Origin of the sequence: Nostoc sp., assembly GCF_036917975.1 — a bacterium.
Taxonomy (GTDB): Bacteria; Cyanobacteriota; Cyanobacteriia; order Cyanobacteriales; family Nostocaceae; genus Nostoc.
The window spans coordinates 1-7,544 of sequence record NZ_JBALEJ010000092.1 but is presented as its reverse complement, the minus strand read 5'-3'; the positions used below and the strand labels follow the sequence as shown (position 1 = coordinate 7,544).

5 protein-coding genes are annotated in these 7,544 nt (G+C 41.3%); 3 read left to right on the top strand and 2 right to left on the bottom strand.

Annotation, left to right across the window (positions count from 1 at the left end; genetic code table 11):
* Positions 1-379: 379 nt before the first annotated feature.
* Together V7K76_RS29230 and V7K76_RS29225 are read left to right on the top strand one after the other, a co-directional pair.
* Entirely contained in the window at positions 380-955 is a 576-nt protein-coding gene (locus V7K76_RS29230; protein WP_334952986.1) for a hypothetical protein, read from the top strand.
* 354 nt (positions 956-1,309) lie between these two features.
* Positions 1,310-2,389, top strand: coding sequence for a DUF1350 family protein (locus tag V7K76_RS29225; protein ID WP_334952984.1), 1,080 nt, complete (start codon positions 1,310-1,312; stop codon positions 2,387-2,389).
* Positions 2,390-2,789: 400 nt separating this feature from the next.
* On the opposite strand, the gene V7K76_RS29220 is transcribed toward V7K76_RS29225, so the two are convergent.
* Complete coding sequence (locus tag V7K76_RS29220) at positions 2,790-3,092, bottom strand: hypothetical protein (RefSeq protein ID WP_334952982.1); 303 nt, start codon at positions 3,090-3,092, stop codon at positions 2,790-2,792.
* A gap of 79 nt (positions 3,093-3,171) precedes the next feature.
* Complete coding sequence (locus V7K76_RS29215) at positions 3,172-3,552, bottom strand: hypothetical protein (protein ID WP_334952980.1); 381 nt, start codon at positions 3,550-3,552, stop codon at positions 3,172-3,174.
* A gap of 949 nt (positions 3,553-4,501) precedes the next feature.
* On the opposite strand from V7K76_RS29215, the gene glgX reads away from it, so the two are divergent.
* On the top strand, positions 4,502-6,589 hold the full coding sequence (glgX, locus tag V7K76_RS29210) for a glycogen debranching protein GlgX (protein ID WP_335030332.1): 2,088 nt from the start codon (positions 4,502-4,504) through the stop codon (positions 6,587-6,589).
* Positions 6,590-7,544 lie beyond the last annotated feature (955 nt).

Sequence of the window (7,544 nt, the reverse complement as noted above, 5' to 3'; positions counted from 1 at the left end):
ACTGCCCGCCCTCCGCGATCGCCTTTTTGTATGCTCAGTTAAGCAAATTCATACATAGCAAGCTTTTTGCGCTTTTCTATCCGTCGAACTCACGTCCAGTTATGACGCTGTGCCTCAAACAATAGAAGGAGAGAATGAACAGTTAGCTCTATTTAGAACTTTTCCGAAATTGCCAGCACCGAAGTGGTAGTAATTATCAGAATGCTCAAAGCAACAGTACTATCAACGAGAAAACAGAATTAAGTAGGTGGGTTGATTTAAACGTAGGATAGGTTAGCGATAGCAGAGCCAATGCACTCACTTGGTTTTATGCATCAAGTTAACCAACGTTGATAAGCTCTAGCATTTTGTCTTGAATAATTTATGCAAGGAACATCTCATGACTACGACGTTTACACTATCTTCTTTTGAACTCTTATTTGAACCCATCACACCTGAAGTTGGGATACCGATTAATCCTTCACCTGCTGTCCCAGATCCAGTGGTGGTTCAGGCATATTTTGCATTAATCTCTAATGTGGGTTCTGTATCAGCTCCACTGACACTTACATTTCATAGCACCGCAAATGGCACTCTTACATTGAGTGATACTTTTTACGTGTTTGATTTCGAGAATGCTCTCTTTACGCCTAATAGCCTTGCTCCGATTACTGGTAACAAAGGTGTCGCCAACCTTGCTCCGATTCCTGCTGGCGAGACGGCTCTATTTTTGCTTCAGCCTAATATAGAAAGTTTACTAGCAGGTTTGGGTACTCCACCCGATATTACAAAAGCGAAAGCGGGTCTTCGGGGATACGTCGAAGTGAATAGTAGCACAGCTGGCTCTAGTTTTTTGATCTCACCTGCAACTCGTGGAACATTTCTAACTCTGGATGCCTCAGGGTCATTCTTGCAAGTTGTGTCAGAAGAAGCCTATTCTCTCCAGACACCTACTAGCAACAAATATAATTTTTAGACTAAGGGGATAGTTAGGGACTTCCAACAAATAAATTATCCAATCTTGTGGGGTGGGCATCTTGCCCGCCTGGGCTATGGGCGGGCGAGACGCCCACCCCACAAGAAATTGTTGAGTATTTTTTATTTGTCAGTCCCTTAGATGATAAATGTTAAAACCTGCAAGATAGCGTTGTAACTATCAACCCAAGTTGCGGGCTATCGACTGATGTGTGCTTGTTACCACTCAATTCAGGCGATCGCCCCTTCCCAACACAAGATTATTCATACTTTTGCTAAGTCTGTGATTAACTCAGCCCTGCTGGGTCATTTTGCATTGCTTAGTCTAAACTCCAGATAAAAAATCAGGAAGATTATGAGTCTAAAGGTGAGATTTCAACCAGTTTCTTTTAGTTGGGTTGCTCTGCATCCTCAACCTCAAGGAGTAATCCAATTCATCGGTGGGGCTTTTTTCGGTACATTTGTCCCCATGCTTTTTTATCGCTATCTACTCGAATGTTTATTCAAGCAGGGCTATACAATAATTATTCTGCCATTCAACTTTACTTTTGACCACTATGCAGAGGCAGGATTTCTCATCAAAGAACAATATACACTTATGCCGGAATTGGTGAGAATGGCAGAACAAGTAGGTTATGAATATGAAATTTACTTAGATGATTCTAACTTTTATTGGATAGGACATAGTATTGGCTGTAAATATATTGCACTTTTGGAAGCATTTAGTGCCTTACCCAAAGAAGTATACGAAATCAAAGAGTTGATCCGTGAGGTAGTCAAAAAAACATCAGGTAATTTATCTCCAGAAAAACAAGAAAAAAAAGTTCAAAGTGTTTTTACTGATATTGAAAATCTAATTAATGAACTTCAGGGTAAAAGTTCTAAGGCGAAAAAATTAGTTTCCTACTATGTCAATCAAGATTCTGCCAGAGTTCAGAGAAATTTTGCTGAGTCGGATGTAAAAATTGCCAGTATCTTTATTAAAAATCAGGGATCTCTATTTTTAGCTCCGGTCAATACTGGACTTGACAGCGCAATTAAACCTAAAATCTTCGCAGATTTTATTATCCGTCTTGGTTTGAATGTAAAACCAACCCCTGAAGAAACGGATGCTTTAATCGAAAACAGTAATTTATTTAATTTGCTAGGTTTGGTTTATTCTCCGTTAGATAATATAGGTAAATCTACGTCGCAATGGTTCTTTAATATATTTAAAAAACCCCCAGAAGATTTCCGAGCAAAATTCCAAGGTGGACATTTAAGACCTCTAGGATTAAGTCTAGGTAATTTAGTTATCAATTTCCCAGATACTTTTTCGGTTCCCCCCATTCAATTCACCAATAGAAGAAACGCCGAATTTGAACTTTATGTACTTCAATTGCTCAATTCTCTCAAACAAAAACGCCAAGTAATTTTAAAGACTGTGGAAAGATAGGTACTGTTTATAGGCTATCTTCCATAGATTCTATATGGCGTTTTTTTCCTAACTAATGTCAAGCATGAAACTTCAATACAGTTATATTCTGGTATTGCCGGAATACTTTTAGCCGTATTTGCACCGCTTTTTATTTTCTTTAGATATATGCGGTAAAAGTATATTGGGAAATTGGGCGACACCGATAGCGTAGCGTTAGCGGTATCGCCCCTCCTAAAATTCAAAGAGGAAAACTCAGGAGGAGCGATGGCGCTCTTGCACCCGGACAGAAGCGATCGCTATGAAGGTAAGAGAACTTACACAAGCGATGCCTGCCTGCGGCGGGCAACTCTTGGAGAGGCACTTGCGTTCGCCTACGCGCATCAAGTGGTTTTGATGAGCAGCGCCACTTAAATAATGACTACCGAAAGTTCAGTGGAATAATAAGCTGAAGATGAGAATGAGGTTGTCGATAATATCCTTCGTCGTCATATATTAGAGGATAATACTCTCGGTGAAAGTAATATGGGTGATCTCCCCGATGACGATCTCCCCAATGACGATCTCCCCAATGATGATCTCCCCGATGATGATTTCGGTAATCTTCTCGAGAATATTCTGAGCGATGGCCGTAGGTCGAGTCAGCTTTAGCACTTTGAGAGAAAGCTACAGTAGTTGCAGTACTCAAAGCGGTGGCCAAAACAGCTAAAACAATCTTGTTCATATAATAGCCTCATCAAATGGGATGTTTTTAAACCCTATGGGCGTTGACGCTAGACTTGGGAATAACCACTGCCAACCCGCTAATCCCTGCTAAATGACCTAAGCTGAGAATCAACAGCGTTTATGTAATCTGTATCATTCAAAGTTTGTGCTGGGAGCCTATTAGCTTTAATAGCAGCCTTCACAACATCAACTGCTGTTATCTCTCCTCCTTTGTATTGGAATACCAAAGCACCAGCACTGGGAATTCCCTCTGGCTTGAAGTAACCTTGATAAGCAAAAAATGCTGTTTGGAAGGGTTGGAGAACGCTATTATTTTTAAATTGAGTGGGTAAATTGTTAGAGTTGACAGCTAAAGGGTTGCCACTATCATTATTAGCTGTTTGAGCTATAGCAATTCCGGGTACAAGCGCAATAGATGCAATCACAAATGCACAATTGATGAAGGTATTCAGTTTCATATAGTTACCCTAAGTTAGATATCTGGCAATCAGTAGTCTCTATTCATAGAATCTGTTGCCAGAAGAAAGCTCTGAATTTTGTACGAAAAAGTAGATTTCGGCGTGACACTTCGACCCAACTCTTGGAGACGCTCTGCGCGTTCGACGCAGGTGTTACCCTGAGCCTGCCCAACGACCGCGCTCAGGGCAACGCAACGCTCAGTACAAGTGCTGAATTTTGGGGTTTAACTAATTCGTAATGGGCAACGCTTACGTAATTCGTAGTTAAGAATTCAATTACCAATTACAAATTCTCAATTACGAATTAGTTGAAAACCCCACTAAATATCCTTTCTTTAGTGGTCAACTTTCGTCGTGGCGGCTTGGAATTTCCCACTAATAGATTGCTGGATTCTGAATTTTTACTTCTGAATTTTTACTTCTGAATTTATTCTTCAATATTAGTCTCAAATAACTGCACTCATCTCACCTAATTGGTTGATTTCTTTCTCATCCAAAAGAGTGAGCTAATTTAGTGTCAACTAAGATACTTTTGGTAAGTAATGTAGTTCAGATATTCAAGCGAGTCAAAGTTACACACCTGAAGCGTAGTTTACCGCCGCAGGCATCGCTTGCTTCAAAGCAGTACACTGGAGCAAACAGGAATTGTAAAGGTGTATATCTACCCACATAGTTTTCATCAAAATGGGTATATAGAGATTGTTGACGATATATTTTTAATCTCTAATTCCATTTGATTTGCGTTCTTTCATATCGCTTTTAGTCTAAATTCCAATCCCAAGACCAACAAAGTCGTTAGCTCGCGTTTTAATCTCACATTCCGACCACACACCGGGGCTGGGAGATAACCCCAAACCCTCTTGTTCCTCGAACTCTTTGGGTTTGAATCCCCATCTGAACGAAACATAAAAGCCTTCTGCCTTCTTCAATAACCTAATTATGATTTGTTATGTCCATTTTTACCAAAATGCTTCCTGATATTTTGCCAGGTCAACCTTTTCCAATTGGCGCTACATTTACCCCTAATGGTGTCAATTTTTCGGTATTCTCTAAAAGCTGCACTGGACTGGAATTATTGCTCTTTGATGAGCCAAATTCACCCCAACCCAGCCGTGTGATTCAGCTACACAAAAAGCATAATAAAACCTTCTACTATTGGCATATCTTGGTATCAGATATTGCTGCTGGTCAGGTTTATGCTTATCGGGCGGATGGACTTTATGCACCAGATCAAGGACTAAGGTTTGATAGTAGTAAGGTATTACTTGATCCCTATGCGAGAGCGGTAGTAGGTTGGGATAATTATAGTCGTGAAGCTGCTAGCTGTTTTGGTAAGGATAATTGCGCCCAAGCGCTACGGGCTGTGGTAGCAGATGATCCCAAAACTTACGATTGGGAGGGGGATCTTCCCCTACGGATTCCTTATGCAACAACAGTCATTTATGAACTGCACATAGATGGTTTTACTCGTCATCCATCTTCTGGTGTGTCTCCCGAAAAACGCGGTAAGTATGCAGGACTCATTGAGAAAATTCCTTATTTGCAGGAATTAGGAATAACCGCAGTTGAATTGCTACCAATTCATCAGTTTGATCCTAATGATGCACGTCCTAGTCACAAGAACTACTGGGGCTACAGTACGATCAGCTTCTTTGCACCCCACAGCCATTATAGTTCCCGTAGCGATCGCTTAGATCCCATAAATGAATTTCGTGATCTGGTCAAAGCCCTTCACCGCGCCGGGATTGAGGTAATTCTAGATGTTGTCTTTAACCACACGGCAGAAGGTAATCACAATGGGCCAACATTGTCATTTAAGGGATTAGACAACCAGGCTTACTACCTTCTGGAACCAAACCAAGCTGAATATAGTAATTACAGTGGTTGCGGTAATACTTTGAAAGCGAATCATCCGATGGTTACGCGGATGATTTTAGATAGTTTGTATTACTGGGTAGCCGAAATGCACGTAGACGGTTTCCGTTTTGATTTAGCATCTGTCCTATCTCGGAGCAAATTAGGTCAGCCCTTTGCCGATTCGCCTGTTCTCTGGGCGATAGAAACAGACCCAGTTTTGGCAGGAACAAAGGTGATTGCTGAAGCCTGGGATGCCTCTGGACTATATCAGGTAGGAAAGTTTGTCGCAGGAAGCGATCGCTTTGCAGAATGGAATGGTCCCTACCGCGATGATGTGCGCTGTTTTGTGAAAGGCGATCGCGGTATAGTAAGTCGGTTAGCGGCTCGCGTTATGGGTAGCCCAGATATCTACTCACGACCCGACTACGAACCGAATCATAGTATTAACTTTATTACCTGTCACGATGGTTTCACCTTAAATGATTTAGTTTCTTACAACTACAAGTACAACGAAGCCAATGGGGAAAATAACAGTGACGGCACAAAGGACAACAATAGTTGGAATTGTGGCGCAGAAGGAGTTACGGACGATGCAGAAATCGAAATACTGCGCTTGCGACAAATCAAAAACTTCTTCACCATCCTTTTATGTTCCCAAGGAACGCCGATGTTGCTCATGGGAGATGAAATTAGGCGATCGCAAAAGGGGAATAACAATGGTTACTGCCAAGATAATGAACTGAGTTGGTTTGACTGGAGCAGTATCGAAAAACACAAGGATTTATTGCGATTTGTCCGAGGACTAATTCAGTTTATCCAATCCTTAAGAATCTTTCGGCAAGAAAAAGTTCTCAGTCTTACCGATGGCTCTCATCGGCCAAACATCGTCTGGCATGGCACGAAACTAGAGCAGCCTGATTGGGGGAATGATTCTCATAGTCTGGCATTCACCCTCCGTCACCCAAAATCTAACGAGCATCTATATATTATCCTCAATGCTTATTGGCAGCCGTTGACATTTGAACTACCACTTTTGAGTAGTGGAGAAGGCTGGCATCAAATTGTAGATACTGCTTTGCGATCTCCTCAAGATTTCTCCGATTTGAAAACTGCGCCCTTAATTACATCTCTTGAATATCTTGCTGGGGGGCGATCAGTTGTCGTGCTGATGGCACGTTAGCGTATCACTGCCGTTTAGAAAACGGGCATTTCCTGATAGCAGTAACTACAGCGCCAGTAAAGTTTTCCCAAATGCACATGACGGAGTAAAACGTCTGAACAGTTAGGGCAAAAATGCTTACTCATCACCGATTGACTGATTGTTGTAGATATACTCAATTTGCGAGGACTCGTTAATAAAGCTTTATTAAGCATATATTTCACTAAACTTTGTCAATTTGTTGATAAAGGTTAGTATGACACTCTCATGTTAGAAATCAATCATGTTTAACCGAGCGTTTGATTGGTGTATAACTTGTACAAGTTTTACTAAGATATTTACGAATTATTTTGACTTTATCCATTTTTTGGCACCGCTCAAGAGAAATTTATTGGCATTGTAGCCACTGTTATCAGGAAATGTGAATTCCAAACGCTATAGCAAAACAAGAAGATAATCGGGTGTTTCATTCGGCTGATTCAGTCCGAACAGAAAATCTTGGAAAAAGCAGCCCTGCTCGATGTGGCAACAGATGCTATTTTTGTTAAAGATATAGAGAACCATATTTCATTTTGGGGTAGTGGTAAATATGTAGTGATAATAGAGATTTAGTAACTAAAATTATTTCTTTTTAGCCTTGGATAAAAAGACTAAAAAAATAGTTGGAGTTTACAACCCCTTCGGGGCGGGAGTAGGGAGTAGGGAGTAGGGGAAGAAATTAGCCCTCGATTTAGGTTTAAAGCCGTACTTCGTCCCGCTACACGCTAACGCCTGCAAGTGGCGCGAACGCGAACAGCGTCTCGTCAGAGAAAAAATCCTTGTATCGCATATTGGTTGAAACCCCGCTTTTCGGAAAAGCTTTCTTAGTTTCCCTACTCCCTACTCCCTACTCCCTACTCCCTTTCATATAAGTGAGCGCAGCGAAGATGGAGCTAGAGGATTATGTAGTGGGGAGAGGGGAGGAGGCTTTGGGTAA

What these genes read in the sequence shown, in the direction of transcription:
- V7K76_RS29225 (WP_334952984.1), top strand. Translation starts at nt 1,310, where the DNA reads ATGAGTCTAAAGGTGAGATTTCAACCAGTTTCTTTTAGTTGGGTTGCT.
- V7K76_RS29220 (WP_334952982.1), bottom strand. Translation starts at nt 3,092, where the DNA reads ATGAACAAGATTGTTTTAGCTGTTTTGGCCACCGCTTTGAGTACTGCA.
- glgX (WP_335030332.1), top strand. Translation starts at nt 4,502, where the DNA reads ATGTCCATTTTTACCAAAATGCTTCCTGATATTTTGCCAGGTCAACCT.
- V7K76_RS29215 (WP_334952980.1), bottom strand. Translation starts at nt 3,552, where the DNA reads ATGAAACTGAATACCTTCATCAATTGTGCATTTGTGATTGCATCTATT.
- V7K76_RS29230 (WP_334952986.1), top strand. Translation starts at nt 380, where the DNA reads ATGACTACGACGTTTACACTATCTTCTTTTGAACTCTTATTTGAACCC.